Raw genomic sequence first — 24,795 nt, forward strand, 5'->3', positions numbered from 1 at the left:
CGGTCGCGCAGATCGCGCGAAAACTTCCCGCCGGATCTGTACTTCAAGGGGCTGTTCGACTGTTCGAAGGGAAGGTCCTGGAGAAACTCAGATTTCGCTTTCCGTCGATGGGAGGATGCTACTAAAAAAAATTCGAGATGCTCTTGAACTCATTTGGGGCGCCTCCTAATTCGATTTCCGCTAAGGCCATAAGGCTCGGCAAAAAATGGCGGCGCCGCACGGGGCGGCGTCCTTGTACCCATGTTGCTTCAAGGAGGATGTGGCTATGAGAACCTTTGATACCCTCTATCGGACCACCGTCGGTTTCGACCGGCTTTTCGACATGCTCGACAGCGGCACGCGTCCAGACTGGCCGCCCTATAACATCGAGAAGGTCGACGAGAACGATTACCGTATCTCGATGGCCATCGCAGGCTTCAGCCAGGATGAGGTTGAGCTGACCCAGCATGGACCCGAACTGGTCGTGGTAGGCCAGAAGGCTGATGATCAGAGCGGACGCCAGCTGCTGCACCAGGGCATCGCCTATCGCAGTTTCAGGCAGACGTTCAAGCTTGCCGACCACATGAAGATCAAGGCAGCCAAACTGGAGAATGGCCTCCTCTCGATCGACATCGTCCGTGAGATTCCCGAAGAGCTGAAGCCGCGCCGCATTAGCATCGGCGTGGGCGACACGCCGACGGCCGCCACTCAGATCACGCAAGACACGGACCGCGCGCGTAAAGCCGCGTAATCCTGTCGATCTGTCACTTTGAACTGCGGGTCCGCCTCCCGGTTTCGGCCGGGAGGCTGTGATTGCGGAGAAACGAAGATGATCACTGCAGGACGTACTGGCGCGCATCTGTCGCGCGCCCGCAGTTGGCCTGGACCGCGCAAACCATGAACTCAATGGTTCGTTCGATTTGGAGGATCATATGAACGATCGGATGTTTGACAGCGCCGTTTTCGTGAAAAGCGGCGACAACCTTGTTCAGGAAATCACGTGTCTCGAGGACGCTCTGGAGTTCCTCTATGAATGGCCGAAGGACAGGCGCGGCCCCATTCACCAAACCGCATTGCGGGCCTGCCAGCGAGCTTTCGATAGCGATTATCCGCTTTCCGCAGCCAGAGACGCGTTCAGCGGTTTTGCGAAAGCAGCCAGAATCCTTGAGGAAGAAGTATCCACGACAATGCCGTGGATGATGGGCAGAGGTGGCGAAGGCGGAGGAGTGACTGCCTAAAGCGCGTCGCGCTGAAACCGATTCATGCGACACGCTTTAAGTCTTTGCTTTGATGCATGTCGTTGTCCCAGACCCGCGGCACACTTCTGCGTGACATGCATTAGGAAAGGAGGTCATGATGCTATCGAAACCTTTTGAAAAGCCAGTCCGGGTGTGGGTGGGCTTGGGCTTTCCCCGCCAACTCAACACGGTCGCAGATGCCTATCAATTCGCATCCGAATGGTGTGGCAACAGCCCGGAGCAGAGAGCTGCTATTCGCGCTTGCAAAGCCGCTCTGATTGGTGATGTGGAACCCGAGACAGCACGAGGCGTCTTCGTCGCGTTCGCTCGCAAGAAGGATATTCTTATGGAGGACGGCATCGAGCCTGCGCCTTCAAGGACGCTAAGCCCGCACCACGTCTAAAGCGCGTCGCGTTTGAACGAGGCGGCTGCCACAAGCGGTGGCCGCCTTACCGGCTAAGTTGTCGAAGGGGTGCGCCAAAAACGGGCTTGGCCAAGTGATCGAAAGGATGGTGGGCGTGACAGGGATTGAACCTGTGACCCCTGCAATGTCAATGCAGTGCTCTCCCGCTGAGCTACACGCCCATCCGAAGCCGCGCATACACCATTTTTGGTCCAGCGCGTCAATAGCCGGAAAAGGGAAAGAAAGGCTCGTTTTGTCGCGCCGCCGACGAAGCGGCGAGATCACACTGTGCGCGCTTCAGGCGGCCTGCAGCATTTTTTCGACCTCGTTGACGAGATCGCGCAGGTGGAAGGGCTTGGACAGCACCTTGGCGTCTTTCGGCGCCTTGGAATCGGGGTTGAGCGCGACGGCCGCGAAACCGGTGATGAACATCACCTTGAGGTCGGGATCGATCTCGGTGGCGCGGCGGGCGAGTTCGATGCCGTCCATCTCCGGCATGACGATATCGGTCAGCAGCAGGGAGAAAGGTTCTTCGCGCAGCCGCTCGTAGGCGCTGGCGCCATTGTCGAAATCGCTGACGTGGTAGCCGGCCCGCTCCAGTGCCTTGACCAGGAACCGGCGCATGTCGTCGTCGTCTTCCGCCAGCAGAATGCGTGCCATCTTGTCCCGTCCGAATCACCCCAGCCAAGCCTGCCGTCCGGCAAGCCCGTTAACCATCCTGTATATGAGGAGCTGACGGTAAACATCAAGTGAACGTTGGCGGCATTAATCCTGATTTGACGCGGTTCCTGACATGCCGAAATGCTGGACATGCGGCCGATGAGGTGGCAGTTTCCCATCATGATGCATTGCTGTTTCCGGGTTCGTTCAAATTGACGACGGCAGCCGAAGATTTTTCGGTCGTTCCACCCTTCGAAATCCGATCGGGCGCCGAGCAGCGCGTTCCCTTCGTCTTCAACTCACCGCATAGCGGCCGCTATTATCCAGACCGCTTCCTGGCCATGGCGCGGCTCGACCGGAACGCCATCCGCCGCTCCGAGGATTGCTATGTCGACGAGCTGTTCGGCAGCGCGGTGGTGCTGGGCGCGCCGATGCTGGCGGCGAATTTTCCGCGCGCTTACCTCGACGTCAACCGCGAACCCTGGGAACTCGACCCGCGCATGTTCGCCGAGCCGGTGCCGTCCTTCTGCAACATCCGCTCGGCGCGTGTCGCCGGCGGGCTCGGCACCGTGCCCAAGCTGGTGGGCGAGGGGCTCGACATCTATTCCGGCCGTCTGCCGCTGGCGGAGGCCGTCCAGCGCATAGAGGCGGTCTACAAACCCTATCACGAGACGCTGAAGCGGCTATTGACCAGAACCCATGCCAGGTTCGGCTATGCCGTGCTGATCGACTGCCATTCGATGCCGGCGAGCATCAGGGTGGGCGACAGCGGCCTGCGGCCGGATTTCATCGTCGGCGACCGTTTCGGCATCTCGGCCACGGCGGCCCTGACCGAGACGGCGATCGGCCTGCTCATCGGCATGGGCTACACCGTCGCCCACAACAAACCCTATGCAGGCGGTTTCATCACCGAGCATTACGGCCGGCCGGCGCGCCATCTGCATGCGCTGCAGATCGAGGTCAATCGCGGCCTCTACATGAATGAGCGGACGTTCCAGAAATCGGCCGGCTTCGATGCGCTGGCCGACGATATGGCGCGCTTTTCGGCCGACCTGATGGCGATGCCCGACCACCACTTCATCGACCTGCCGCTGGCCGCCGAATGACGCCGGAGCGGCGGCTGTTCATGCAATCCCGCGCTGGCCATCCCGCAGCGTAAAAAAAGACCGCATCGTTTGCACGACACGGTCGAAGTCTAGGGAGGAAACGCCCAAGGAGGGCATGGACAGGAAAACCTGTCCGAGAACAAATTTATTGTGCGATGCACAAATGTCAATCGATCCCACGCTTTTTTAATTCACTCTGATGTGGAAATGCGTTTCGATGGTCCCGATGTGTGACATTTCGGCAACGCTGATGTCTCTGATAAATCGATAAACCGGCTTGTTTTGGCGGGAAAGTGCCGGCAGACCGGGTTGGCACTCTGTAATGCGGGAGAATCACGTGGACATCAGCATCGATTTCATGCGCCGGATCGCGCAAGCGGCGGCGGCTGAAACCTTGCCGCGTTTCCGCGCACAGGGCGCGGTGGCCAACAAGGAAAAAGGCAGTTTCGACCCGGTCACCGAGGCCGACCGCGAGGCCGAGCGCGCCATTCGGGCGCTGATCTCGGCTGAGTATCCCGATCACGGTATCCTTGGCGAAGAACATGGCAGCGAAAACATCTCCTCAAGGCATGTCTGGGTGATCGATCCGATCGATGGTACCCGCGCCTTCATCTCAGGCTTGCCGGTGTGGGGAACGCTGGTCGGATTGACGGTCGACGGTGACGCCGTCGCCGGCATGATGGCGCAGCCGTTCACCGGCGAGCTGTTCTACGCCAACGCTTCCGGCTCCCACTACGAAGGCCCCGGTGGGCCGCGGAAGCTGTCGACCCGCAAGAGGACGAAGCTTGACGAGGCGACCTTGTTCACCACCACGCCGGCGCTTTTCAAGGGCGAGGCGCGCACCCGCTACGACGCGTTCGAGAAACAGATCCAGCTCGCCCGCTACGGAGCCGATTGCTACGCCTTTGCCATGATCGCGTCCGGCAGCGTCGACATCGTCGCCGATCCCGGATTGAAACCCTACGACATCGTGGCGCTGATCCCGATCATCGAAAAGGCCGGCGGCGTCGTCACCACATTCGAGGGCGGTCCGGCGGAAAAGGGCGGCGACATCCTGGCCGCCGCAACGCCGGAGCTTCATGCGGCTGCAATGGCAGCCCTGCGGGGCTGATAGTCGACCCGATCAGCGCGGCTTGATCGAGCGCTGGAATTCCGCCGGCGTTCGCCCGTAGACCTGCCTGAACGCTGAGCTGAAATGGCTGTGGCTGGAGAAGCCGAGGTCCAGGCCGAGCGTGGTCAGATTGTCGTAGCGGCCAAGCAGGTCGAGCGCGCGCGCCAGCCGCAGGCGCAGATGGTAGCGATAGAGCGGCATCGCCTCGACCTGCTGGAAAACCTGCGTGAGATAAACCGGTGATACCCCGACTTCAGCGGCGATCTCGGCCAGCGTCCAGCGCCGCGAAAGATCCGAGGACAGGACGAGCTTGGCGCGATCGACCAGCTTCTGCCGGCCAGCGCTGGCGCCGGCGGAATGCGAGGTGCGCTCGCCGAGGGAGCGCCGCACCAGCGTCAGCGCCAGGGTTTCGGCCTCCAGCGTTTCGGCAATGTTGCGGCTCAGGCTGTGGCGCAGCACCGCCACCAGCGCCTGAGCCCGCGGGTCGATGCGGCGGCGCTGACGACGAAACGCCACGGCGCTGCCCGAGCGCAACTGCTCCTTCGGCCTCAACTCCTGCAGTTGCGCCTCCTCGACAACGAGATCGAGGCAGGAATCGCCACCCTCGACGGGATGGCTGATCCGGTAGCCTTCGGCGTTGTTGAAGAACAACAACTGGTTGGCTTCGGCGACCGCATCGTTGCGGCCGACATGGCGCACGAAGACGCCGCGATAGGGAAACACAAGATGCGTGGCAGCGGTGCACTCTTCTTCGCTCTTGTGCCGGCATTCGCCGCTGCAGAGGACATCCCTCACCCTGCCGGTGCCGGTGTCCAGAAGCGTCTGTACCGTGAACTGCGACATGGTGAGCTGAGACATGGCCGTTGCATTCTACCCTTGCGCCGAAAGCTGCTCCGGCACATTAGGCGATTGGCTTGTCCAAACCTGTCAGGAGACTTCACCTGTCGGGCCCTTCGTACGGCCATGGCTCAGTCCCACAAACGGCGCATGTATTCGCAGTGAGCGTCGCTGCGCGACAGTCCGATGTCCTTGAGCTGTTCGTCGGTCATTTCGAGCAAGGCAAGGCGGCTTCGGCGGCTTTCCAGTTGACGGCCGATCCAGTTGGCCGCCGCGATGCCTTGTGTCCGCAAGGACCGCCGGAACGTCGCGGTTTGAGTTGTCGGCTGATGTGCGAGGCATTGCGCTGCATGATCGGGGCGCATCGCTCAGGCTTCCCCGTTGCCGGCGCCGGCCACTGCGGCGCCGGCTTCGTTCAGCGCAATCGCGCATTCCTCGCAGCAGACCTCGACGGTCTTGCCGCCGACCTTGACGCGGATCGGGTTGGCGTCCAGCTGGCAATCGCAGGCAGCGCAGGTTTTCTCGGTCATGACGTCATCTCCTTGGCGTTCGGTTCGACCCGGAGAGATGAGCATTCCGGGGCGGCACCGGCTGTCAGAATCTTTAGCTCTTTGGGTGCTGCCGGCGCTGCTCCTGACAGAAGGCTGTCAGCAGGCGACGCAAGCTCAAGGCGCCGCAACATGCAGCGCCGGCGGCATCAGGCTGTCGGGTCGTCGTTGCCGGGTATGAAGGCGTCGAAGGCGGCGAGCAACTGCTCGCGATAGACATCCGCCTCCTGCAAGATCTCGTGTTTCGAGCCATCGATCATCAGCAGCGAGCCGAGGCGCAGACGCCTGGCATAGGCTTCCACGGCCTTGGTCGAGACGACCTGATCGGCGCCGGCGGCGATCATCAGCAGCGGCACCTGGATCCTGGCCATGAAGTCGGGCTCACTGATGGCTTCGCCTGCCTTGATTGCCGCCTGCAGCCAGCGGATCGTCGGCCCGCCGAGCGCCAGTTGCGGATAGTGCTCGTAGATTTTCGTGTTGCGCTGATAGCGCCCGGGGTCCGATGTCACCTTGTTGAGGGCGAAGGGCAGGGTTTCCCTGGGACGCGGACCCCAGGCGGCGTAGAGCCGACCGAGGCCGAGAAAGCACAATACCGAGCAGACGCGGCGCGCCGTTTTTGCCGACACGGGCGAGTCGGGCACCGTCAGGAAAGGCGCAATCAGCACCATTCGACGCACCCGGTTGACCATCGACGGCGCCGCGAGCAGCGCGATCACGGCGCCCATGGAATGGGCGAGGATGTAATACGGGCCGCGGCAGTCGGGCAGCACGATGTCCTCGAAGAACTGTTCGAGGTCGCCGGTGTAATCGTAGAAGGAGCGGACATAGCCGCGTTGCGGGTCGGCGATCAGCCGGTCGGAATCGCCTTGGCCGCGCCAGTCGAGCGTGGCGACGCCGAGGCCGCGGTCGGTCAGGTTGCGGATGGTTTCGAAATATTTCTCGATGCACTCGTTGCGGCCGGGCAGCAGCACGACGGTGCCTTTCAGCGGCCGGGTGACCGCGGCAAACAGGCCGTAGCGGATCTTCTTGCCGTCGCGCGTGGTGAAAAAGCCGCCGCCGACATTTTGCGGCGGCGGATTGCCTGGCGTGGGATGGAAGAGATCCGTCATTAGGCGCTTGCGTGTTCGTGGTGTCTCACCCGGCAGGGGCGTCGGCATGGTGATAGACGCCAATGGATGAAAAGCAAAGGGAGGGCGCCAAGGGGGCGGACGAACAACGAGCAAGGCCGGAAGCAGCCTGCGGCGGCGTGCTTCCGGCCTCTGTCGATCCGGGAGGAAGGGACATTACACCCGGTCGGCCTCGTCGCGGCGCTTTCATCCGGCGCCGCCTGGTTCTTTATCGTGGGGCACTCTAGCGCCGGCCGGCTGAACGGGCGCCGAAGCGGCGGTTCATCTGCCGTTCATCGACGCCTCGATTGGCGCTCTTCGAAAATCCTTGAAATGCGCTTTTGCGCTCCCCAAATGTCGGATGCAGCCGCCGATCTTGGGGCTGCTGGTCCACCGAAACGCCTTTCCAGGGTTTCGCACCGGCCACACGCAAACATGTTGCTCAACAGGAGAACACCTCATGCGTCACGTTGATTTTTCCCCGCTCTATCGCTCGACCGTCGGCTTCGACCGACTGTTCACCATGCTCGACTCGCTGGCCCAGCCTGATGGCGCGCAGACCTATCCGCCCTACAACATCGAGCGCACCGGCGAGGACGCCTATCGCATCTCGATGGCGGTTGCCGGCTTCTCGGACGAAGAGATTTCGATCGAAGCCCACCGCAACGTGCTGACCGTCAAGGGTGAGCGCAAGGAAGAGGGCAATGGCGAAGGCTCCGAGCTGCTCTACCGCGGCATTGCCTCGCGTTCGTTCGAGCGCCGCTTCCAGCTTGCCGACCATGTCGAGGTCGTCGGCGCCACCCTGAAGAACGGCCTGCTTTTCGTCGACCTTAAGCGCAACATCCCCGAGGAGCTGAAGCCGCGCAAGATCGCGATTACCGCCTCTTCGGCCAACGCCAAGCAGATCGAGGCCAAGAACGCCGCGTGATCAAGACGGCGGCGTCACAACGCCCAAGGTTGAAAGCGTCTCCTCCCGAGACGAAAGCGGCGCCGCGAGGCGCCGCTTTTTTTCGCCGCAGCCTCTGTCACCCCAACCGAAGAGTTCTGGCTCTTTTGCGGCGGGCGCCGTCTTCCCATGAAGGGCGATGTCTGATCTCTCGGCGGATTTTTCCCTGGCCCTAACGGCAACCATTGCGGTGACCTTCCTGCTGGCCGGCATCGTCAAGGGCGTTACCGGTATGGGACTGCCGACGTTGGCGATGGGGCTGCTGGGCACAATCATGCCGCCGGTCGCCGCGGCTTCGCTGCTGATCGTGCCGTCCTTCGTCACCAATATCTGGCAGCTGTTTGCCGGCCCGAGCTTCGGATGGATCCTCAGGCGGCTGTGGCTGATGATGGTCGGCATCGTCGCCGGCACGCTGGCCGGCTCATGGCTGCTGGCCAGCGACAATGTCAAATGGACGACGGCCGGCCTCGGGGCGGCGCTGATCGTCTATGCCGTCTATACGCTGCTGGAGCGGCAGTTGACGGTTCCCGCGTCAGCCGAGCGCTGGTCGTCGCCCATCGTCGGTTTCCTTACCGGCATCGTCACCGGCGGCACCGGCGTGTTCGTCGTGCCCGCTGTACCTTACATTCAGGCGCTGGGCTTGAGCCGTGACGATCTGATCCAGGCGCTCGGCCTGTCCTTCACCGTGTCGACGATCGCGCTCGCTGCCGGCCTTGCCTCGCACGGCGCGTTCCAGGTCGGGCATGTCGCCATGTCGTCGCTGGCGGTTGCGCCGGCCTTGCTCGGCATGTGGCTCGGACAGTTGCTCCGGCAGCGGATCAGCCCGGCGACCTTCCGGCGCTGGTTTCTTGTTTTCCTGATCTTGCTTGGCCTCGAGCTTTTGGCGCGGCCTTTCCTTGCTTAGCCACCGGTGCCGGTTGCGAGAACGGCCTCGACGTTTTGCCGGTGGACGGGCTCGTACAGCGCGAAGTACTCGACCGCGCCCGTGGCGAATATGTCGGCGCCGAAGGTTTTCAGATCCTGCTTCGCAAGTTCAGGCTCACGCCGGCAGCGAAGCAGTTTTTGAACGTAGGCTTGCGTCGCGGCGATGAGGCCTTTGTCGTAGCCGCCTCGCTCAATCGCTTCGAGCGAGCCGTGATTGGGCAAGATGCGGTCTATCGACCAGCCGGCCATGCGTTCGAGATCGACCAGATGTTGCGCCAGCCGATCCGCCTCGCTGACATAGGTGATCGGATCCTCGAGCGTGTCGCCCGCCAGGAGCAGGCCGGTTTCGGGCATGAACAGCACCGTGCCGTCATGGCTGTGGATTTCGACCTGACGCAGTTCGACGGCGATCGATCCAACGGCGAGGTCAAGACTGCCTGCGAAGGTCCTGTTCGGCAGCACGAGAGGCTTGATCGGTGGAACACCGCTTTCGATCTCAGCCCGGTTGTTCGCGAGCGCCGAGGCGGTGAGCGTGTTGGCGATAATCTCGCATTCCTGAAACACCTCATTGCCGGCAATATGATCGTCATGCCAGTGGCTGAGCACGACCCGGATCGATGTTGCGCCCATGTCTTCGAGCGTCTGCCTGATGAAGCGCGCGTGAGGCAGCGAAATATGCGTGTCGTAGACAAGCGCCTGCGAGCCATCGACGATCGCATAGGTGCAGATGCCGAGGGCATAGGCGCCGTCGTCGAGCCAGTTCGGCTCGTCCGACCAGGCGCGAACGCCGTCAACGCGGCCATCGTAGAAGCCGAGCACGTTTGGCGCCGGGCGAACCAGCCGCATGGTTGAGCCGAGAGGTGGCTTTGTCATTGGCGCGGTCTCGCGGGTTCAGGCGATCATCTGGCCGAAGCGATCGACCTCATCTGAAGTCGTGGCAAAGCTGGTGACGAAGCGATAGAGCAACTCGTCCTCGCCGACATGGCCGTCGAAGCCGTGCGGCCTGTGCCAGTCGTAAAAGGCTGCGCCGACGGATTGCAGCCTTTCGGCTTCCGCCTTTTTCATCACCGCGAACACCTCGTTGGCCTGCGGCAACCAGGCGAGCTTCGCCGTTGCCGAATCCTCGATCGCAGCCGCCAGGCGTGCGGCCATGGCATTGGCATGACGGGCCGTGTCCAGCCACAGGCCGTCCGTGAAGTAGGCGTCGAACTGCGCTGCGATGAAGCGCGACTTGGAGAACAGCTGTGCGGCGCGCTTGCGCAGGAAGGACAGCTCCTTGGCGCGGTCTAGATCGAACAGCACCACCGCTTCGGCGCACCAGCAGCCGTTCTTGGTGCCGCCGAACGAGACGATGTCGACGCCGCGCTTCCAGGTCATTTCGGCCGGCGTCGTCTCAAGCGCGACCAATGCGTTGGCAAAACGGGCGCCGTCCATATGCAGCGGCAGGGAAAAGCGTTTGGCGATCTCCGAAATGGTGGAAATGTCGTCGAGCCCGTACACTGTGCCGACTTCGGTCGATTGGGTGATCGAGACGGCCGTCGGGCGTCCCCAATGGACGATTTCGGGTGCGAAACGGGCGACGGCGCGTTCAAGATTGTGCGGATCGATCTTGCCCAGGGCGCCGTCGACAGCATGGAGACGCGAGCCGCCGCTGAAATATTCCGGCGCGCCGCATTCGTCCTCGATGATGTGCGATTCGCGGTGCGCAAAGGAAATGCCGCCGGGCTTGTTGTAAGCGGCCAGGGACAGCGAGTTGGCCGCCGTGCCGGTAGCGACGAAGAACACCGCGACCTCGCGTTCGAAGATCTCGCTGAAACGCTGGTAGACGGCCCGGTCGAGATCGCCATCGCCATAGGCGGTCGAAAAGCCGCCAGCATTGGCTGACAGCCCGGCGGCAATGTTGGAATGGACGCCCGCCCAGTTGTCGGATGCAAAGAACATCAGGAAAGTCCCTGCCTGGTTGAGAAAGTCTGGTTGCGACAAGAGCGCGACCATGGCCGTTTCGGGGTTGGACGCGCAAGGGCCAAGGGCTGAAAAAGCGGTACAGCCAAAGGCGATCACGAAGGAGTGCCGGGACCGAAATTTCGTTTCAACAGCGCCCGACGTAATTTTCTGTCGCCAAACGTCCAAGAATGGTGAATCGGTCTTGTGTGCGCCCAGGATTTCTGCCATAAAAATTTAGGACAGTAGTGCTGTCTTATTTTGTCGCACAAGTCAGGCTGGATTGGCGTATCATTTGGGCCACTCCGGCCGTTGCCGCGAGCGACGGGTAGACGGCTCGGCTGTGGCCTGTACGATACCGGATACGAACCGGCGGTGCACCGCACGGTCCGCCAAGGATTTCGAAAAGACGTGCCGCAAGAATGAGAGCGGAAGCCAGTCGCTTCCCAAGGTAGACCAGCGCCCCAAATGCTAGACGTGCAAGGGGCCGGATCGGAGGACAGGACGATGACGGAACTGACGCCATCTGCGATTATCGGCCAGGCCGCGCAGACGAAAGCGGCAGCCGTTAAAAATACCGTTCTGACCAAAGAAGGCCGAACCACCAACGGCCTGACCGGCAACGGTATGGCCGCGCAGGGTCTCTACGATCCGCGCAACGAGCATGACGCGTGCGGCGTCGGCTTCATCGTCAACATGAAGAACGTGAAGTCGCACCAGATCGTCAAGGACGGGCTCTTCGTGCTCGAAAACCTGACGCATCGCGGCGCTGTCGGCGCCGATCCGCTGATGGGCGACGGCGCCGGCGTGCTGGTGCAGGTTCCCGATCATTTCTTCCGCGAAGAGATGGCGGCCCAGGGCGTCGAACTGCCGGCGGCAGGCCAATACGGCGTCGGCCACTGGTTCATGCCGCAGGATGCGGCACTGCGCGCCCATATCGAAGAGATCATCGCCGAGTCGGCGCAGTCAGAAGGGCTGCCGCTGCTCGGCTTTCGCGACGTGCCGGTCGACAATTCATCGCTGTCGAAGGCGCCCGATATTGCGGCCTCCGAACCGTTCCATCGCCAGGTCTTCATCGGCCGCACATCGGACATTGCAGATGACGAGGAATACGAGGCCAGGCTGTACCTGCTGCGCAAGGTGATTTCCGGCCGCATCTACGCCGAGAACAACAACAAGGATATCGGCGCCTACTGTGTGTCGCTATCGGCGCGCACCATTGTCTACAAGGGCATGTTCCTGGCCTACCAGGTCGGCGCCTATTACAAGGATTTGTCGGATCCGCGTTTCGAGACCGCGCTGATCCTCGTCCACCAGCGCTTCTCGACCAACACCTTCCCGTCATGGAAGCTCGCGCACCCCTACCGCATGGTCGCGCATAATGGCGAGATCAACACGGTGCGCGGCAACAACAACTGGATGGCGGCGCGCCAGGCCTCGGTCGATTCCGAACTGTTCGGCAACAACATCTCGAAGCTGTGGCCGATCTCCTATGACGGCCAGTCCGACACGGCGTGCTTCGACAATGCGCTCGAATTCCTATTCCAGGGCGGCTACAGCCTCAGCCACGCCATGATGATGCTGATCCCGGAAGCCTGGGCCGGCAACAAGCTGATGGATGCCGACCGCAAGGCTTTCTACGAATACCATGCAGCCCTGATGGAGCCGTGGGACGGGCCGGCCGCGGTCGCCTTCACCGACGGCCGCCAGATCGGCGCCACGCTCGACCGCAACGGGTTGCGGCCGGCGCGCTACATCGTCACCGACGACGACCGCGTCATCATGGCGTCAGAGGCCGGCGTGCTGCCGGTGCCGGAGGAGAGGATCGTCAAGAAGTGGCGGCTGCAGCCCGGCCGCATGCTTCTGATCGACCTCGCCAAGGGCCGCATCATTTCCGACGAGGAGATCAAGTCGGAGATCGCCACCAGGCATCCCTACAAGACTTGGCTTAACAACACGCAGCTGATCCTCGAGGATCTGAAGCCGGTCGAGCCGCGCGCGCTGCGCAAGGATGTCAGCCTGCTCGATCGCCAGCAGGCTTTCGGCTACACGCAGGAAGACACCAAGCTGTTGATGTCGCCGATGGCGACCACCGGCCAGGAAGCCGTGGGTTCGATGGGCACCGACACGCCGATCTCGGCGATGTCGGACAAGTCGAAGCTGCTCTACACCTATTTCAAACAGAATTTCGCCCAGGTCACCAACCCGCCGATCGACCCGATCCGCGAGGAGCTGGTGATGAGCCTGGTGTCGTTCATCGGGCCGCGGCCGAACATCTTCGACCTGGTCGGCAATTCGCGCCGCAAGCGGCTCGAAGTGCGCCAGCCGATCCTGACCAATGGCGATCTGGAAAAGATCCGCTCGATCGGCCACACAGAGGACCGTTTCGACACCAAGACCATCGACATCACCTACGGGTCGAGCGAGGGCGCGGCCGGCATGCAGGGCGCCGTCGAGCGTCTGTGCGAGCGCGCCGAGGCGGCCGTTGCCGGCGGCTACAACATCATCATCCTGTCCGACCGCCAGGTCGGTCCCGACCGTATCGCCATTCCGGCACTGCTGGCGACGGCTGCGGTGCACCACCACCTGATCCGCAAGGGTCTGCGCACCGCGGTCGGCCTGGTCGTCGAATCCGGCGAGCCGCGCGAAGTGCATCATTTCTGCTGTCTCGCCGGCTACGGCGCCGAGGCGATCAACCCCTACCTTGCCTTCGACACGCTGCTCGACATGCACAAGCGTGGCGAACTGCCGGCGGAGGTCGACGCCTACGAGGTGGTCTCGCGCTACATCAAGTCGATCGGCAAGGGCATCCTCAAGGTGATGTCGAAGATGGGCATCTCCACCTACCAGTCCTATTGCGGCGCGCAGATATTCGACGCCATCGGGCTGAAGTCGGATTTCGTCGACAAGTACTTCACCGGCACAGCGACGCTGATCGAAGGTGTCGGCCTGGACGAGGTCGCGGCTGAGACGCTCAGCCGCCACACCGACGGTTTCGGCAACGATCCGGTGCTGCGCAACAGCCTCGAGGTCGGCGGCGAGTACATGTACCGCATGCGCGGCGAAGCCCATATGTGGTCGCCCGACGCCGTCGCCACCTTGCAGCACGCCGTGCGCCAGGGCTCGTGGGAGACGTTCAAGGAGTATTCCGCGCAGATCGACAGCGAGACGGCCCGTGCCCAGACCATACGCGGCCTGTTCAGGATCAAGCTTGCGGAAGAGACCGGCCGCAAGAAGGTGGCGATAGAGGACGTGATGTCGGCGGCCGATATCGTCAAGCGCTTCTCGACAGGGGCGATGTCGTTCGGCTCGATCTCGCGCGAGGCACACACGACGCTGGCGCGCGCCATGAACCAGATCGGCGGCAAGTCGAACACCGGCGAGGGCGGCGAAGAGGCCGACCGCTATCTGCCGCTGCCCGGCGGCGGCAAGAACCCCGAACGTTCGGCGATCAAGCAGGTCGCCTCGGGGCGGTTTGGCGTCACCGCCGAGTATCTCGTCAATTCCGATGTCATGCAGATCAAGGTCGCGCAGGGCGCCAAGCCCGGTGAGGGCGGCCAGCTGCCCGGCCACAAGGTCGACGCGACCATTGCGAAGGTCCGGCACTCGACGCCCGGCGTCGGCCTGATCTCGCCGCCGCCGCATCACGACATCTATTCGATCGAGGATCTGGCGCAGCTGATTTACGATCTGAAGAACGTCAACCCGGCGGCCGACGTCTCGGTAAAGCTGGTGTCGGAAGTCGGTGTCGGTACGGTTGCGGCGGGCGTCGCCAAGGCGCGCGCCGACCACATCACCATCTCCGGCTATGATGGCGGCACCGGCGCGTCGCCGCTGACCTCGCTCAAGCATGCCGGCAGTCCATGGGAAATGGGCCTTGCCGAGACGCACCAGACGCTGGTGCTGAACGGGCTGCGCTCGCGCGTTGCACTGCAGGTCGATGGTGGCTTGCGCACGGGGCGCGACGTCATCATCGGTGCGCTGCTCGGTGCCGACGAGTTCGGCTTCTCGACCGCGCCGCTGATCGCGGCCGGCTGCATCATGATGCGCAAGTGCCACTTGAACACGTGCCCGGTCGGCGTCGCGACGCAGGATCCGGTTCTGCGCAAGCGTTTCAAGGGCACGCCCGAGCATGTCATCAACTTCTTCTTCTATGTTGCGGAAGAGGTGAGGGGGCTGCTGGCCGAGATGGGCTACACCCATATCGACCAGATCATCGGCGACAGCGACCTGCTGGAAAAGCGCGAGATGATCCAGCATTGGAAGGCGCGTGGGCTCGATTTCGGCAAGATGTTCTTCAAGCCGGACGCGCCGCATGAGGCGGTGCACTGGACCGAACGGCAGAAACACCCGATCGACGATGTACTCGATCGCAAGCTGATCGAACTGGCGAAGCCCGCGCTCGAAAGCAAGCAGCCGGTCAAGATCGAGGTCGACATCCGCAATGTCGATCGCTCCACGGGCGCCATGCTGTCGGGCGAAGTCGCCAAGCGCTTCAGGCACAAGGGCCTGCGCGAGGACACGATCCAGGTGAAGCTGACCGGCACCGCCGGCCAGTCGTTCGGCGCCTTCCTGGCGCGCGGCATCTCGTTCGATCTCGTCGGTGCGGCCAACGACTATGTCGGCAAGGGCCTGTCGGGCGGACGCATCGTCATCCGGCCGCCGGAGGAGTCCAGGATCGTCGCGGCGGAATCGATCATCGTCGGCAACACCGTCCTCTATGGCGCGACCGAGGGCGAGGCCTATTTCGCAGGTGTCGCCGGCGAGCGCTTCGCGGTGCGCAATTCGGGCGTCGCCGCCGTCGTTGAAGGCGTCGGCGATCATGGCTGCGAATACATGACCGGCGGCATCGTCGTCGTCATCGGCCAGACCGGTCGCAACTTCGCTGCCGGCATGTCGGGCGGCGTGGCCTATGTTCTGGATGAGGCCGGCGATTTCGCCGCGCGCTGCAACATGGCGATGGTCGAGCTGGAGCCGGTTCCGGAAGAAGACGATCTGATGGAAAGGCTGCTGCATCATGGCGGTGACCTCGACCACAAGGGTCGCGTCGACGTCTCGGGCGACATGACCACCCATGACGAGGAACGGCTTTACCAGCTTATCTCGAACCACGTCCATTTCACCGGTTCGGTACGCGGCCGCGAGATACTCGACGACTGGACGACCTTCCGGCCGAAATTCCGCAAGATCATGCCGGTCGAATACCGCCGCGCGCTGATCGAGATGGAACGCATGCGCATGGGCGTGGCGGCGGAATAGGTTTTTCGACTTGCCGGGAGGCGCAGGCTTCCCGGCGGAACTTTCAGCGACAGTTTGACCTCGGATGCAAGGTTGCCACGGCTGCCTCAAGGGGTTAACGGGTGCGAAAACCGCACCATCTGGACAGCAGGAACTGGACTATGGGCAAGGTAACAGGCTTTCTCGAAATCGACCGGCAGGTGCACAAGTACCAGCCGGCCTCCGACCGCATCCGGCATTTTCGTGAATTCACGCTGCCGATGTCGGACAAGGAGGTCGAGAAACAGGCGGCGCGCTGCATGGATTGCGGCATCCCGTTCTGCCACGGGCCGACCGGTTGCCCGATCCACAACCAGATCCCGGACTGGAACGACCTCGTCTACAATGGCGACTGGGACAATGCGATCCGCAACCTGCATTCGACCAACAATTTCCCCGAGTTCACCGGCCGCATCTGCCCCGCGCCCTGCGAGGAAGCCTGCACGCTGAACCTCGAGGACATTCCGGTTGCCATCAAGACTGTCGAACAGGCAATCGCCGACAAGGCTTATGAAACCGGCCATATCCGGCCTTATCCGCCAGAGAAGAAGACGGGCAAGCGGGTCGCTGTCATCGGCTCCGGCCCGGCAGGGATGGCGGCGGCGCAGCAGCTTGGCCGCGCCGGCCACGAGGTCAGCGTTTATGAGCGTGAGAGCCGTCCCGGCGGGCTGATGCGCTACGGCATTCCCGACTTCAAGATCGAGAAGCACTATATCGACCGCCGCATCGAGCAGATGCAGGGCGAGGGCGTGACCTTCCATTGCGGCGTCAATGTCGGCGTCGACAAGCCGGTGGCAGAGTTGCTCGCCGGATACGATGCGGTGCTCTATTGCGGCGGTTCGGAATCGCCGCGTCCGGCCAATATTCCGGGCGACGATCTCGGCGGCGTCTATGACGCCATGCCCTATCTGGTGCAGCAGAACCGCCGCGTCGGCGGCGAGCCGATCCAGTCGGTGGCCTGGCCGTCGCATCCGATCATCGCCGGCGGCCAGCATGTCGTCGTCGTCGGCGGCGGCGATACCGCGTCCGACTGCGTCGGCACCGCCTTCCGCCAGGGCGCGGTGCGTGTCACCCAGCTCGACATCCGCCCGCAGCCGCCGGAGAAGGAAGACAAGCTTTCGGTCTGGCCTTACTGGGCGACCAAGATGCGCACCTCGTCCTCACAGGCCGAAGGTGCGGAGCGCGAATTCCAGGTGGCGACGCTCGAATTCATCGGCGAGGACGGCCAGCTGACCGGCGTCAAATGCTGCGAAGTCGACGAGAAGCGCAAGCCTATCCCCGGCACCGAATTCGTCATCCGTGCAGACCTCGCCTTCATCGCCATCGGCTTTGCCGGACCGGCTGCCGCCGGCGTCGCGAAAGAGCTGGACGGTGAGATGAAAATCACCACCGACAGCCGCCGTTCCCGCAATGTCGAAGCCAACGATCGCGACTACAAGACCAGCGTCGACAAGCTCTACGCCGCAGGTGATGTGCGCCGCGGCCAGTCGCTGGTTGTGTGGGCGATCCGCGAAGGCCGCCAGGCCGCGCGCTCGATCGATGAAGCGCTGATGGGGTCGACGGTACTCCCCCGTTAACGGTTGATCGCCGTCGTCGTATCCGTCGCGGCAGCGGCCTTGGGCGGCCACGAGAAGTCGTCGGCGCGGCCGGGCGAGGCCTCGGGCGCCTTGCCTTCGAGGATTAGTTTTTCGCCGGGCAGATCCGGATTGGCTTTCGGCGCCGCCGCCGCACCGAGAAGTTCGGTACCGCCGTCGAGCGCCGGATCGTTGAGCAGCATCGGAACGGTGCGGTCGACCACGATCGGGGCGGCGGGCAGCGACGGCGCCTCGACCGGGGCGCCGGCCGGTGCGGCAGCCGTCACCACGCTTCCCGGCGCTGCCAGGCCGAGGATCTTGGCCAGCGGCTTTTCGGTGTAGAAGGCGAGCTTTCGCTTGCCGGCTTTCGAGACGTTGATGCCGTCGTCGGAGCGCAGCCGCACGGCCTGGCCGTTAATGTCGGGGCCGGTCGAGACAAAGGCGCCGTTCTCGTCGACGAACCCATCCCAGACATCGACGAATTCGCCGCCGTTCTTCTCGGCAGCCGAGTGGTAGATGTCGTTGAATGCCAGCATGTCGGAGGTCATCTTCGGCGTCTTGAAGGCTGGCATGCCGACCCACAGATAAGGCACCTTGGTCGCCGCCAGTGCCTTTCCCAAGGCTTCGGTCCGGCGTTCGTATTCCTTGGTCCAGTTCTCGGAGCGCGGCTGCTCGCGCACTTCGTTGACGCGCATCTGCTGGCGGTCGTTGGAGCCGAGCATGACGACGACCACGGAGGGTTTTTCGGTCTCGACCAGCGATTTGACCTGTTCGGGCCAATTGTAGACATCATCGCGCACGAAACCCGAAGAACCGTTGGCGCGCTCGACGATCCTGACGTTGGCATTGTCGGCAAAGGCTGTTTCGAGGCCTTCGGCCAGGCCGTAGGCCATGAAATCGCCGATCACCAGAACGACGCGGGCATCCGGTGTCTTCTCGACAATCGGAGCGGAAGGTTCAACGGGTGCACGGGGCTTCTTCTTGACCTTCGGCTTTGCCTTGCGGACGTCGAGCGGCGGCTCGATGCGTTCGCTGCGGCGCGGGAACAGAAGGTCGCGCAGCGACCAGCCGCGGTTCTGCGGTTGTTCCTGCGCCAAAGCCGGTGTGTCGAAACTGCCGGCGACCCCCGTCGCCAGGACAACGATGGCCAGAACGAGGATCGGCAAGCGGAAAACGATCACACGGATACGCGCTGCCGAAACCAAGCACCCTCTCCATCCCTTGGTGCATGGCCCTCGCAGCGGATCATGCACACATCAATGCTACGGCATCCCTTGTGCGCCGCAATGCGCGGCGCTGCCGATGGCTCTATTTCTTTCTGAGCCATTTGAGCACTTCCATGCTCGGATACCCGTCCTGGGTCAAGCCGACCGTTGCCTGATAGGTCATGATGGCGGTTTTCGTGCCGTCACCGATCTTGCCGTCGAACTTGCCGTCGTAAAGTCCGTGCTGCGAAAGCCGCTTCTGCAACTCCTGCCTTTCCTCGAAGGACAGTTTGGTGAAAGGCCGCTTCCAGTCCTGCACCAGACCATTAGAACCGGCGATTTCGTCGGCAAGAAGGCCGACGGCCAGGGCATATTTGTCCGCGTTGTTGTAGGCCTTGATGACGGAGAAGTTCTTGATCATCAGGAAGGCCGGTCCGCCGCGGCCGTCCGGCACTTTCAGGGTCGCCTTGTCGGTTGCGTTCTTGAACGGCTTGCCATTGGCCCTGGCGACGCCGAGCGCCTGCCACTGCGCCAATGTCTTCGAGCCGGCCGGCAGTTTGCCCGCCGGAATGGTGACCTCGTAGCCCCAGGTCTTGCCGCCCTGCCAGCCATTCTTCTTCAGCAGATTGGCTGATGTCGCCAACGCATCGGGGATCGAATTCCAGATGTCGCGCTTGCCGTTGCCGTCCATGTCGACGGCATAATGCTGGTAGCTGGTCGGGATGAACTGGGTCTGGCCCATGGCGCCGGCCCAGGAGCCCATCAGGTGGCTTTCGTCGATGTCGCCGGTCTGCAGGATTTTCAGCGCGGCGACCAATTGGGTGCGGGCGAATTTCGAACGCTTGGCGTCGCCATAGGCGAGGGTTGCCAGCGAGCGGATGACATTGCGCATGATGTCGTCGCGCTTGAGGATCTCGCCATAATTCGATTCCATCGACCAGATGGCGAGCAGGATGTAGCGGTCGACGCCGAACCTGGCTTCGATCCGGTCCAGCCACGGCTTCCATTTCCTGGCCATCTGCTGGCCGACGGCAACGGACTGGTCGTGGACGCGGTTGTCGAAATAGTCCCAGGCGGGCGCGGTGAACTCGGGCTGGGTGCGTGCCTTTTCCAGCACCACCGGGTCGGGTTCATTGATGCCCCGGAACGCTCGGTCGTAGACCGCGCCGGAAACGCCGCCCGCCACGGCCGTGGCGCGGAAGCCGGCGACCCATTGCCGAAACCCGGCATCGGCGAAGGCCGGTCCGGCCGGCATCAGCAAGGCGAGCGAGAGGCTGGCCGCCGTCAGCACGCTGGTAAAGAGTTTTGCGGCACTGCGAACGGACATATTTTCCCCTTTCTCTATCTCAGGAAAGACCATTCATCGCCGAACCGGGTTAGCAATTGGTTTACCATAGGCGGCGCCTGGAACGAAAAGACACCTGGATGCTTTACCGGTTGATGTTCCCTCAATGGCCCGATAATCCACAATTCCGGCGCGAAAATGTCGCGAGGCGGGATTGCCGGGCACGCCCTCAAACGGATAATTGACGCATGAAGCGAGTTCGCAAGGCAGTTTTCCCGGTCGCCGGTCTCGGCACACGGTTTCTCCCGGCCACCAAGGCCATTCCCAAGGAGATGCTGACCGTCGTCGACCGGCCGGTCATCCAGTATGTCGTCGATGAGGCGCGCGAGGCCGGCATCGAACATTTCATCTTCGTCACCGGCCGCAACAAGGCGGTCATAGAAGACCATTTCGATATCCAGTTCGAGCTCTATGATACGCTGGCACAGCGCGGCAAGGACGATCAGCTGGCCCGCTTGCAGCGGCTGCAGCCGGCGCCGGGGCAGACCTCGTTCACCCGCCAGCAGGTGCCGATGGGGCTCGGCCACGCCGTCTGGTGCGCCCGCGAACTGGTCGGCGACGAACCCTTCGCGCTGTTGCTGCCCGACATGATCATGCAGTCGGAGAAGAGCTGCACGAAGGCCATGGTCGAGCTCTACGAGGAGACGGGCAACAACATCATCGCCGTGCAGGAATGCGATCCGGCCGAGACCCACAAATATGGCATTGTCGGCCGCGGCGAGGACACGCATCACGGCTTCCGCATCACCGAGATGGTCGAAAAGCCGAAGACCGGCACCGCACCGTCCAATCTCTACATCAACGGCCGCTACATCCTGCAGCCCGAGATTTTCAAGATCCTCGAAAGCCAGGAAAAGGGCGCCGGCAACGAGATCCAGCTCACCGACGCGATGCTGAAGCTGGAAAAGCAGCAGCCCTTCTTTGGCTACCACTTTCAGGGCCGCACCTTCGATTGCGGCTCGCCGGAAGGCTTCGTCGAGGCCAATGTCGCCTTCGCGCTGTGGCGCAGCGACATGAACGAGAACATGGCCGGCGTCATCCGCACGCTGCTCGATGAGATGAAGCCGTCCGAGCGTCGCGGCGCTGCTTTTTAGCTACCGCTGCAGCTTCAGCCCCAAATAGATGCTGTTGGCGGTGTAGTTGCGCCCGGGCAGATTGCTGGTCAGCTTTTCGGTGCGGGCGCGGCTGGTGAGGCCGACATAGCGGTTCAGCCACCAGGTCAGCCCGGCCTCTGCACTCAGCGTCATGTCATGGCCGTCGGAGCCGGTGTAATTGCGCCAGTCGAGCCCAAGGGCTGCGTTGCCGGTCAGGTCGGCGCGGATCTGCCGCTCGCCGGTGAGGCGGCCGGAATAGAGGATGTCGCCGCTCTCACCGGCATTCGTTGTGCCTTCGACCGTGGTTCGCCCGGTGAGGCCGATGATGGTACCGCGCTCGGGCGACCATTTGAGGTCGGCATTGATGGTGGCTCCCGAAATCGCCTCCAGGTTCTTGTCGTCGATCGCCTCCCTCAGCCAGCCGGCCGAGAACTCACCCTTGAGCTTCTCGCCCATGTCGACTTCGATACCGGCGCGCGCGCCAAGCCGGGTCGAAGAGCGCTCGAAGCCCTTGTTGTCGATCCGTTGGTCATATACCCGGCGGCCGAGCTCAATCTCAGCAAAGGGCGTCAGAGCCGGGGAAATTTCATAGCCGGTCCGCAACGTTGCAGTGTAGAGCGTGTTGTCCTGGTCCTTCTGCGACAGCGAGGTGCCATCGGTAAGTTCGGCATCGCCATAGATGTCGTGAGAGACGGCGCCGGTCAGCGCAAAGCGCAGCTTGCCGACATCCTTCTCGACGGCGAGGCTGCCGTCGACAGTCTGGCGGATCGGCTGCGAGGTGACGCCGGCAATGGCGTCGGGCGCGGAGGCCGATTCCGGCGCAATCTCGTAGCCGAGCTTGGCGATGGCGCGCAGTTCATTGTCGAGGTCGACATTGTACGTGCCTTGGATACGGCCGCGTGCCTCATTGATCTTCTGGCCCGAAATGGTGTTGCGGAAATTGCCGTAGCCGTCGATGACCGCCGAATTCTCGCGCCAATCGGAGGCGGCGGAGAAACGCAGCGCCGTTTCGGACAGCACCGCCGACTTGCCGCCAGCGCTGGAATCGGCGTTCGACGTGACGGCAACGCCCTGCTCGAGCGTCGGCCGCAGCAGGAACGAGCCGAGCTTGATGCCGGTTGCCGCGTACGGGTCGTCCTCGAGCTTCTTCTTCTGGCCCTCGATGGCGCCGGTGCGCTCGGCGCCGGGGTCGAGCTTTCGTCGGTCGACACCGCCGACGGTGAGGACACGGCGGTTCGCTGTGTCCTGATCGGCGTCGCCTGCCGCAGTGCCGTCCGGAGTCGTTCCGGTGGTGGTCTGGTCCGTGGCTTTGCCAGGCTTCTTCTTGTCGGCAGCCTTGGTTTTGTCCTTGGCCTTGTCTGCATCCGCGGCGGCGCGTTGCTTTGCCGTCGATGGCCGGCGTGGCTGGACGGTTGGCGGCTTGTCGGCGAACGAATCGTCGATGGTCGCCGGCGGGTCGAAAATGCTGTTTGCGCCGGCCTGTGACGGGTCGGTGTCGTCAGGCAAGGCGCCATCGCTGGCCGGCACATAAGCGGTTGGCGTGTTTCCCGTGGGGGCGGTGTCGGCAGGGGCGGGCTTGACCTGCGTGTTGGCCTTGCTCAATTGCCTGGCCCGGCGCTGCTGGTCGGACAGGATCGCCGATTCCGAAACTTCGCCGCGCAGCTCGGTCTCCTGGGCATGAAGCGCAGTTGGCCGCAGCAAAGCGAGCACGCTCGTCGCCAGAAGCAGAGCGCAAAACGCTCTGCCCGTTCGACCTTTTTTCTCTTGAGGTTGGGCCCGCGACATCGTCACCACTGCTTGCGCGGCGCAAGCGCGCCATACTTACCGAACCGTAAACGGGGATGGTTAACGGAGGGTTGAAGGGGTGCCTGTCGGACATGGCTGGACGGCAATTCTGTTGGACAGGCGAACGGCAAAGCGCTAATCGCATCAGCCATGCATGCGGGATCCCCAGAAAAGAAGCCTTTGGAGGCTTCGGTCGCCTCGGCGCTGAGAACGGTAGCCACGGAACAGGCCGGCGTGGCGGCATTGGCCGCCGCGCTGGAGAACGAACTGGCCGAACCTTTCGCCCGCGCCGTCGACATGGTGTCGCGCATCAATGGCCGCGTCATAGTCACCGGCGTCGGCAAAAGCGGCCATATCGGCACTAAGATCGCGGCCAGTCTGGCTTCGACCGGCACGCCTGCCTTCTTCGTCCATCCGGCGGAGGCCAATCATGGCGACCTTGGCATGATCGCCAGAGACGATGCCATCATTGCCATGTCATGGTCCGGCGAGAGCAAAGAGTTGATGGGCATCGTCGCCTATTCCAGGCGCTTCTCGATCCCGCTGATTGCGATTACCGCGGGCGCGGCCTCGGCGCTGGCGCGCGCGGCCGACGTGGTGGTGCTCCTGCCGTCCGCGCCGGAAGCCTGCCCGCACGGTCTGGCGCCGACGACATCGACCCTGCTGCAACTGGTGGTCGGCGATGCGCTGGCCATAGCGCTGCTCGAAGCGCGCGGCTTCACGCCCGACCATTTCCGCACGTTCCACCCCGGCGGCCAGCTCGGCGCCAACCTCACGCAGATCCACGAGATCATGCATGTCGGCGACAGGCTGCCGCTGGTGTCTTCCGGCACGGGCATGCGCGAGGCGATCCTCGAATTGTCGAACAAGGGCTTCGGCTGCGTGGCGATCGCGACGGCGGATGGCGCGTTGGTGGGCATCATCACCGATGGCGACATCAGGCGTCACATCGGCAGCAATCTCATGGAAATGAGCGTCGATCAGGTGATGACGAAAAAGCCGAAGACGGCCACACCGGACACGCTGGTGGCGACGGCGCTGCAGATTATCAACAATTCGGCCATTACGAGCCTGATGGTGGTCGAAGGCAGGCGGCTCGTGGGACTGGTTCATCTGCACGACCTGCTGCGCATCGGCGCCGCCTGAAAAAATCAAAGGACGCGTCGCGTTCGGGAAGCCCTAGGCGACGCGGCCTGATTTTTCCGGATCGAAAGCGCCATGCGCTTTCGAAATGTCAAACTGCCTCGACGGTCAGTTCCAGATCGGTGTCGGCCGAACTGACGACGCGCACCTGCGTGCCGGCCGGCAGGTCGGGACCGGAGACGCGCCACAGCGTGTCGCCGAGTTTGATGCGGCCGCGACCGTCCTTGATCGGCTCGGCCAGCGTTGCCATCCTGCCGACCAACTGCGCGCCGCGCCGGTTGAGCAGCGGCTGGTCGCTAGGGGTATTACGCCCACCAACCAGCTTCTTTCCGGCAAAGGCCGAGACCAGCGACAGGGCCAGGAAGGCGAGGACCTGGACTTCCCAGGCCCAGAAGCTTGCGTCCCAGACGAGCAGGGAAATCGCACCGATCACCAATGCGGCGATGCCGATCCACAGCATGAATATTCCTGGCGCGATGACCTCCATCACCAGGAGGACGAAGCCCAGAACCATCCAGTTCCACGGACCAAGTTCGGAAATGATGCGGTCGAACATGGGAGTGCGCTCCTATG

22 protein-coding genes and 1 tRNA gene are annotated in these 24,795 nt (G+C 62.9%); 11 read left to right on the forward strand and 12 right to left on the reverse strand.

Annotated features, from left to right (window positions below):
- Nucleotides 1-265 precede the first annotated feature (265 nt).
- The 3 genes from NKK50_RS07665 (at nt 266) to NKK50_RS07675 (ending at nt 1,620) form a co-directional block, all read left to right on the forward strand.
- The gene (locus tag NKK50_RS07665) at nt 266-730 is read left to right on the forward strand and encodes an Hsp20 family protein (RefSeq protein WP_023671192.1); all 465 of its coding nucleotides are present in this window, start codon (nt 266-268) and stop codon (nt 728-730) included.
- Between the two features lie 181 nt (nt 731-911).
- A complete protein-coding gene (locus NKK50_RS07670; protein WP_023701027.1) occupies nt 912-1,217 on the forward strand; it encodes a DUF982 domain-containing protein in 306 nt (101 codons plus the stop codon).
- Nucleotides 1,218-1,332: 115 nt separating this feature from the next.
- On the forward strand, nt 1,333-1,620 hold the full coding sequence (locus NKK50_RS07675; protein ID WP_031197745.1) for a DUF982 domain-containing protein: 288 nt from the start codon (nt 1,333-1,335) through the stop codon (nt 1,618-1,620).
- A 107-nt stretch (nt 1,621-1,727) separates the two neighbouring features.
- On the opposite strand, the gene NKK50_RS07680 is transcribed toward NKK50_RS07675, so the two are convergent.
- Nucleotides 1,728-1,802, reverse strand: a tRNA-Val gene (locus NKK50_RS07680).
- 115 nt (nt 1,803-1,917) lie between these two features.
- Nucleotides 1,918-2,280: a cell cycle two-component system response regulator CpdR gene (gene cpdR, locus NKK50_RS07685; protein WP_023671195.1), complete on the reverse strand. Its 363-nt coding sequence runs from the start codon at nt 2,278-2,280 to the stop codon at nt 1,918-1,920.
- A 164-nt stretch (nt 2,281-2,444) separates the two neighbouring features.
- Here cpdR and NKK50_RS07690 point away from each other — a divergent pair, with 164 nt between their 5' ends.
- Both NKK50_RS07690 and hisN read left to right on the forward strand, forming a co-directional pair.
- Nucleotides 2,445-3,386 carry an N-formylglutamate amidohydrolase gene (locus NKK50_RS07690; RefSeq protein WP_023704024.1) on the forward strand — a complete coding sequence of 314 codons (942 nt, stop codon included), beginning with the start codon at nt 2,445-2,447 and terminating at the stop codon, nt 3,384-3,386.
- A 337-nt stretch (nt 3,387-3,723) separates the two neighbouring features.
- Nucleotides 3,724-4,497 (forward strand): histidinol-phosphatase, encoded by a 774-nt coding sequence (hisN, locus tag NKK50_RS07695; protein ID WP_023671197.1) that lies wholly within the window; start codon nt 3,724-3,726, stop codon nt 4,495-4,497.
- Between the two features lie 12 nt (nt 4,498-4,509).
- Here hisN and NKK50_RS07700 read toward each other — a convergent pair whose 3' ends face one another.
- From NKK50_RS07700 to NKK50_RS07715, 4 genes are all read right to left on the reverse strand, one after another.
- Nucleotides 4,510-5,340, reverse strand: a complete 831-nt coding sequence (locus NKK50_RS07700) for a helix-turn-helix domain-containing protein (RefSeq protein ID WP_352543307.1) — start codon at nt 5,338-5,340, stop codon at nt 4,510-4,512.
- A gap of 125 nt (nt 5,341-5,465) precedes the next feature.
- On the reverse strand, nt 5,466-5,699 hold the full coding sequence (locus NKK50_RS07705; protein ID WP_352543242.1) for a DUF1127 domain-containing protein: 234 nt from the start codon (nt 5,697-5,699) through the stop codon (nt 5,466-5,468).
- Nucleotides 5,700-5,702: 3 nt separating this feature from the next.
- Nucleotides 5,703-5,864: a hypothetical protein gene (locus NKK50_RS07710; RefSeq protein ID WP_352543243.1), complete on the reverse strand. Its 162-nt coding sequence runs from the start codon at nt 5,862-5,864 to the stop codon at nt 5,703-5,705.
- Nucleotides 5,865-6,031: 167 nt separating this feature from the next.
- A complete protein-coding gene (locus NKK50_RS07715) occupies nt 6,032-6,991 on the reverse strand; it encodes an alpha/beta fold hydrolase (RefSeq protein ID WP_023828232.1) in 960 nt (319 codons plus the stop codon).
- A gap of 457 nt (nt 6,992-7,448) precedes the next feature.
- Here NKK50_RS07715 and NKK50_RS07720 point away from each other — a divergent pair, with 457 nt between their 5' ends.
- Both NKK50_RS07720 and NKK50_RS07725 read left to right on the forward strand, forming a co-directional pair.
- The gene (locus tag NKK50_RS07720) at nt 7,449-7,916 is read left to right on the forward strand and encodes an Hsp20 family protein (protein WP_023671202.1); all 468 of its coding nucleotides are present in this window, start codon (nt 7,449-7,451) and stop codon (nt 7,914-7,916) included.
- A 157-nt stretch (nt 7,917-8,073) separates the two neighbouring features.
- On the forward strand, nt 8,074-8,838 hold the full coding sequence (locus tag NKK50_RS07725; protein ID WP_352499066.1) for a sulfite exporter TauE/SafE family protein: 765 nt from the start codon (nt 8,074-8,076) through the stop codon (nt 8,836-8,838).
- Here the strand turns inward: NKK50_RS07725 and NKK50_RS07730 are convergent.
- Together NKK50_RS07730 and NKK50_RS07735 are read right to left on the reverse strand one after the other, a co-directional pair.
- On the reverse strand, nt 8,835-9,731 hold the full coding sequence (locus tag NKK50_RS07730; RefSeq protein WP_352543244.1) for an MBL fold metallo-hydrolase: 897 nt from the start codon (nt 9,729-9,731) through the stop codon (nt 8,835-8,837). The two genes, NKK50_RS07725 and NKK50_RS07730, sit on opposite strands and share 4 nt — an antisense overlap.
- Before the next feature lie 18 nt (nt 9,732-9,749).
- Entirely contained in the window at nt 9,750-10,799 is a 1,050-nt protein-coding gene (locus tag NKK50_RS07735) for a threonine aldolase family protein (RefSeq protein ID WP_023686416.1), read from the reverse strand.
- A gap of 507 nt (nt 10,800-11,306) precedes the next feature.
- Between NKK50_RS07735 and gltB the strand changes: the two genes are divergently transcribed.
- Together gltB and NKK50_RS07745 are read left to right on the forward strand one after the other, a co-directional pair.
- On the forward strand, nt 11,307-16,058 hold the full coding sequence (gene gltB, locus NKK50_RS07740) for a glutamate synthase large subunit (RefSeq protein WP_352543245.1): 4,752 nt from the start codon (nt 11,307-11,309) through the stop codon (nt 16,056-16,058).
- A 140-nt stretch (nt 16,059-16,198) separates the two neighbouring features.
- Nucleotides 16,199-17,653, forward strand: coding sequence for a glutamate synthase subunit beta (locus NKK50_RS07745; protein ID WP_023686414.1), 1,455 nt, complete (start codon nt 16,199-16,201; stop codon nt 17,651-17,653).
- Here the strand turns inward: NKK50_RS07745 and NKK50_RS07750 are convergent.
- Both NKK50_RS07750 and NKK50_RS07755 read right to left on the reverse strand, forming a co-directional pair.
- Nucleotides 17,650-18,855 carry an SGNH/GDSL hydrolase family protein gene (locus NKK50_RS07750; RefSeq protein WP_023744195.1) on the reverse strand — a complete coding sequence of 402 codons (1,206 nt, stop codon included), beginning with the start codon at nt 18,853-18,855 and terminating at the stop codon, nt 17,650-17,652. The two genes, NKK50_RS07745 and NKK50_RS07750, sit on opposite strands and share 4 nt — an antisense overlap.
- A 103-nt stretch (nt 18,856-18,958) precedes the next feature.
- Nucleotides 18,959-20,182, reverse strand: a complete 1,224-nt coding sequence (locus NKK50_RS07755; RefSeq protein ID WP_023744196.1) for a lytic murein transglycosylase — start codon at nt 20,180-20,182, stop codon at nt 18,959-18,961.
- Nucleotides 20,183-20,388: 206 nt separating this feature from the next.
- Between NKK50_RS07755 and galU the strand changes: the two genes are divergently transcribed.
- Nucleotides 20,389-21,294, forward strand: a complete 906-nt coding sequence (gene galU / locus NKK50_RS07760) for a UTP--glucose-1-phosphate uridylyltransferase GalU (RefSeq protein WP_023671956.1) — start codon at nt 20,389-20,391, stop codon at nt 21,292-21,294.
- Here the strand turns inward: galU and NKK50_RS07765 are convergent, their stop codons facing one another.
- The gene (locus NKK50_RS07765) at nt 21,295-23,079 is read right to left on the reverse strand and encodes an outer membrane beta-barrel protein (RefSeq protein ID WP_352543246.1); all 1,785 of its coding nucleotides are present in this window, start codon (nt 23,077-23,079) and stop codon (nt 21,295-21,297) included.
- Nucleotides 23,080-23,229: 150 nt separating this feature from the next.
- Here NKK50_RS07765 and NKK50_RS07770 point away from each other — a divergent pair, with 150 nt between their 5' ends.
- On the forward strand, nt 23,230-24,225 hold the full coding sequence (locus tag NKK50_RS07770) for a KpsF/GutQ family sugar-phosphate isomerase (protein WP_023686410.1): 996 nt from the start codon (nt 23,230-23,232) through the stop codon (nt 24,223-24,225).
- An 88-nt stretch (nt 24,226-24,313) separates the two neighbouring features.
- Here the strand turns inward: NKK50_RS07770 and NKK50_RS07775 are convergent, their stop codons facing one another.
- Nucleotides 24,314-24,778, reverse strand: a complete 465-nt coding sequence (locus tag NKK50_RS07775) for an NfeD family protein (protein ID WP_352543247.1) — start codon at nt 24,776-24,778, stop codon at nt 24,314-24,316.
- Nucleotides 24,779-24,795 lie beyond the last annotated feature (17 nt).

The organism is Mesorhizobium sp. M0001 (assembly GCF_040324255.1).
Lineage (GTDB): Bacteria > Pseudomonadota > Alphaproteobacteria > Rhizobiales > Rhizobiaceae > Mesorhizobium.

Excerpts from the sequence above, each read along its gene's own strand:
- NKK50_RS07710 (WP_352543243.1), bottom strand. The coding sequence starts at position 5,864 with ATGACCGAGAAAACCTGCGCTGCCTGCGATTGCCAGCTGGACGCCAAC.
- cpdR (WP_023671195.1), bottom strand. The coding sequence starts at position 2,280 with ATGGCACGCATTCTGCTGGCGGAAGACGACGACGACATGCGCCGGTTC.
- NKK50_RS07720 (WP_023671202.1), top strand. The coding sequence starts at position 7,449 with ATGCGTCACGTTGATTTTTCCCCGCTCTATCGCTCGACCGTCGGCTTC.
- NKK50_RS07725 (WP_352499066.1), top strand. The coding sequence starts at position 8,074 with ATGTCTGATCTCTCGGCGGATTTTTCCCTGGCCCTAACGGCAACCATT.
- NKK50_RS07745 (WP_023686414.1), top strand. The coding sequence starts at position 16,199 with ATGGGCAAGGTAACAGGCTTTCTCGAAATCGACCGGCAGGTGCACAAG.
- NKK50_RS07675 (WP_031197745.1), top strand. The coding sequence starts at position 1,333 with ATGATGCTATCGAAACCTTTTGAAAAGCCAGTCCGGGTGTGGGTGGGC.
- NKK50_RS07755 (WP_023744196.1), bottom strand. The coding sequence starts at position 20,182 with ATGTCCGTTCGCAGTGCCGCAAAACTCTTTACCAGCGTGCTGACGGCG.
- galU (WP_023671956.1), top strand. The coding sequence starts at position 20,389 with ATGAAGCGAGTTCGCAAGGCAGTTTTCCCGGTCGCCGGTCTCGGCACA.
- NKK50_RS07765 (WP_352543246.1), bottom strand. The coding sequence starts at position 23,079 with ATGTCGCGGGCCCAACCTCAAGAGAAAAAAGGTCGAACGGGCAGAGCG.
- NKK50_RS07715 (WP_023828232.1), bottom strand. The coding sequence starts at position 6,991 with ATGACGGATCTCTTCCATCCCACGCCAGGCAATCCGCCGCCGCAAAAT.
- NKK50_RS07735 (WP_023686416.1), bottom strand. The coding sequence starts at position 10,799 with ATGTTCTTTGCATCCGACAACTGGGCGGGCGTCCATTCCAACATTGCC.
- NKK50_RS07670 (WP_023701027.1), top strand. The coding sequence starts at position 912 with ATGAACGATCGGATGTTTGACAGCGCCGTTTTCGTGAAAAGCGGCGAC.
- NKK50_RS07775 (WP_352543247.1), bottom strand. The coding sequence starts at position 24,778 with ATGTTCGACCGCATCATTTCCGAACTTGGTCCGTGGAACTGGATGGTT.
- gltB (WP_352543245.1), top strand. The coding sequence starts at position 11,307 with ATGACGGAACTGACGCCATCTGCGATTATCGGCCAGGCCGCGCAGACG.
- NKK50_RS07700 (WP_352543307.1), bottom strand. The coding sequence starts at position 5,340 with ATGTCGCAGTTCACGGTACAGACGCTTCTGGACACCGGCACCGGCAGG.
- NKK50_RS07770 (WP_023686410.1), top strand. The coding sequence starts at position 23,230 with ATGCATGCGGGATCCCCAGAAAAGAAGCCTTTGGAGGCTTCGGTCGCC.
- NKK50_RS07665 (WP_023671192.1), top strand. The coding sequence starts at position 266 with ATGAGAACCTTTGATACCCTCTATCGGACCACCGTCGGTTTCGACCGG.
- NKK50_RS07705 (WP_352543242.1), bottom strand. The coding sequence starts at position 5,699 with ATGCGCCCCGATCATGCAGCGCAATGCCTCGCACATCAGCCGACAACT.
- NKK50_RS07730 (WP_352543244.1), bottom strand. The coding sequence starts at position 9,731 with ATGACAAAGCCACCTCTCGGCTCAACCATGCGGCTGGTTCGCCCGGCG.